2 protein-coding genes and 1 pseudogene are annotated in these 2,959 nt (G+C 51.5%); all 3 read left to right on the forward strand.

The features are described 5' to 3' along the window. The coding region (locus GBC55_RS29545) for an RHS repeat-associated core domain-containing protein (protein WP_162441192.1) at window positions 1–1,818 on the forward strand (1,818 nt) is incomplete at its 5' end. A 4-nt stretch (window positions 1,819–1,822) separates the two neighbouring features. Continuing rightward, window positions 1,823–2,434 (forward strand): hypothetical protein, encoded by a 612-nt coding sequence (locus GBC55_RS29550; RefSeq protein WP_162441193.1) that lies wholly within the window; start codon window positions 1,823–1,825, stop codon window positions 2,432–2,434. Between the two features lie 167 nt (window positions 2,435–2,601). Beyond that, window positions 2,602–2,959: pseudogene (locus tag GBC55_RS29555) on the forward strand (DUF6531 domain-containing protein); the annotation flags it as partial.

The following is a 2,959-nucleotide window of genomic DNA, read 5'->3' on the forward strand; positions in this document are numbered from 1 at the left end:
CAACGACAGACCGAATTTGAACGCGATTCCATCGGCCGACTGCTGGCCAAACTCAATGCCGATGCCCGTCAGGATTACACCTACGATGACGCAGACCGCTTGCTCACCATCGAGCGCCTGCCTACCGCCAACGGCAAGAAACTCTGCGTCAGCGAAGAAAAACTCGAATTCTCCTACGACTTGCTAGGTCGCTTAATTAAAGAGACCACACCCCAAGGCGCTCTGTCCTACGACTACGATCCACTGAGTAACCTGACCACCCTGACTTTGCCCACCGGCCAGCACCTGAACCACCTATATTACGGCAGCGGCCACCTGCACCAACTCAACCTCGACGGCCAGCTCATCAGCGACATGGAACGCGATGACCTGCACCGCGAGGTGCTGCGCACTCAAGGCAAACTCACCAGTTGTTTCGGCTACGACGCCATGGGCCGTAAAGCCTGGCAATTCGCCTCGACGTTGCCGGCAGAGAAACTCTCACAGATTCTCAATCCCGGCATTCAGCCTGAGCTGTTGGTAGAACACGCCTACAACCCGATCCATCGCCGTCATCAATACGACCCGGCCGGCGAACTCATCCGCATCCTCGACAAATTGCGCGGCGAGATCAAGTACGAGTACGAAGCCAACGGCCAGTTGCACAGCCGTGATACCGGCAAGTTGGTGGACAGTGAGGAGTTCCGATACGACGCGGCGGCGAACCGGCTGAACTTCAACACCAGTCAGTTTGATCACGTGAAGGACAACCGGATCAAGCAATGGCGGGATCAGGAATATACCTACGATGCGTGGGGCAACCTGATTGAAAAGCGCAGCGGGATGAGCCGGCTGCAGACGTTCAGCTATGACTGCGAGAATCGGTTGGTTAAGGCTGAGACCTTGGTTGGCGGCAAGTTGGAAAGTATTGGGGCTTATCGTTATGACAGCCTCGGACGACGTGTTGCCAAGGTGTCGGAGGTCAACCGGGTCACTGAACAGAAGCATTTTCTGTGGCAGGGCTTGCGCATGTTGCGTGAGGAAACGCCGGGGCAGAGCAGCCTTTATGTGTATGAGCCGGGGAGTTATGCGCCACTTGCTCGGGTGGACCAGGAAGAGGGTGGGGAGCAGACGCTTTACTACTTCCATACCGACCAGATTGGTACGCCGCTGGAGATGACTGACCGCGAGGGGCAGATTGTCTGGCAGGCGACTTATAAGGCGTGGGGTGCGGTGGAGCGTCTAGGCGTCAATGTAGTCGCACAGAATTTGCGGTTTCAGGGGCAGTATTTCGATGATGAGACGGGGCTGCACTACAACACGTTTCGGTATTACGATCCGGAGGTGGGTAGGTTTATAACGCAGGATCCGATTGGGTTGTTGGGGGGGGATAATCTCTATCAATATGCACCCAATACCACTGGGTGGATTGACCCGTTTGGCCTATGCAAAAGCTCTGCAAGTGGTGTTAAAGGCACAAATAAAGCACGGCATGATCTTGAGCGAAATGGATATAAGGTGATTTCGGAAGAGGTTACGATGAAAGTTAATGGCAGTAGGGTTCGTGCCGATATAGTCGCTCAAGATACACATGGGAATTACCACGTATTCGAGGTTAAGCATGGTTCTGGTGGACTCACTAAGAATCAAAAAGCAGCTGGAGTCTATGATATGTCAAGTCCTGCCAACACTACGCAGCATCTGGGTGGTGGGACCATAAAGCATTCGCAAGGTACAGCAGGCACATTCAAAGTTGATACCAAAGGTAAGCCAGGTAAATCCTTAGGTGGCAAAGGCGCCGTTCATAATGCTACGTTCAATGTTTTGAAATATGGGTGATTTTATGAGTAAAGAAGATAGGGTTTATTTTGAGAGTGAACTGCTAAAGGAGCTGAAGGATCTTGAATGGCCTGGCTTGTCGATTAAGGCGGTAAAGGGGGGGGTTAAATTTCGCTGGGAAAAAAATTTAGTAGCCGAGCTTGATTTTCAGTATTTGGTAAATTCGAATGCATATGTCCTGAATGGCATGGTCTTCGGGGGGCCTATTTTTGACTGTTGCTCTGAAGTCAATCCTCCTTATAAAAGCAATTTGGGTAGTGCTGCGTGTTTCTCATTTACAACATCAGGAAGGCAAGATAAAAAATTCGGCACAAGTATATATGGCACCATAAGTGCACCTAAACGAGAGGATGTTGGTGCGATATGTGCGCATATCCGGCGCGCGCTTGAAAGCCACTATATTCCCCTCGTGGCAGGGTGTATATTGCCAAGCGCCCGGACTATTGATGATGTGCTGGCATCTCCGACTGACTATGCATATCCCGCATTGTTTATTTATTGTGCTGTTTCTTATAACTCAGAAATCATCAGTAGCGAAAATCTTGAGAGGGTGAAGTTAAATAAAAAGATAATTAAGAATAAAGATTTTGATTTGGGGCTTTTGAGCGGCTTGTAGTATTGTTGGCTGTACATTAGCTTAGGTGTTGGCACTGCTGAGAATTGAAAGCGTTAGTTTGAGTACTTCCTGCATTCGTTTTGGGTTTGCTCTTTAATAATTTAATTAAAAGTGGTTGCGAGGTTAGCGCAGCCACTTACCCCGCTATGAACTGAGACCCTTCTGGCAACGTATTCATCGGCGGCGGCACCCACCGCTATCTGCCGGTAGATGACGAGATTCCCGGCTGGCTGCGTACTACCGTTGATATCCTGATGGCGGTCGCCGGTGCGGCGGGCGGTATCGCTCAATTGATCAAGAACGCTTCCCAGGCCTGCCTCAAATCCGGCATGTCCTGCGTGTTGAAATTCACCGCCGGGTTCGTCGCCGGTGAAGTGGCCAGCCGTTACGTCGTGGGACCGGCGATCGAGCGTGCAGTCGGCGGTCTGGTCGGCAACCCTGTCGATGCCACCACCGGCCGCAAGGTCATCCCTGACGAAACTGATTTCAGCCTTCCAGGCCTGATGCCCATCGACTGGTCACGCT

This window comes from Pseudomonas sp. TNT3 (assembly GCF_010095445.2).
In the GTDB taxonomy this organism is placed as follows: domain Bacteria; phylum Pseudomonadota; class Gammaproteobacteria; order Pseudomonadales; family Pseudomonadaceae; genus Aquipseudomonas.

Coding starts and splice junctions, on each gene's coding strand:
- GBC55_RS29550 (WP_162441193.1), top strand. CDS start 1,823: ATGAGTAAAGAAGATAGGGTTTATTTTGAGAGTGAACTGCTAAAGGAG.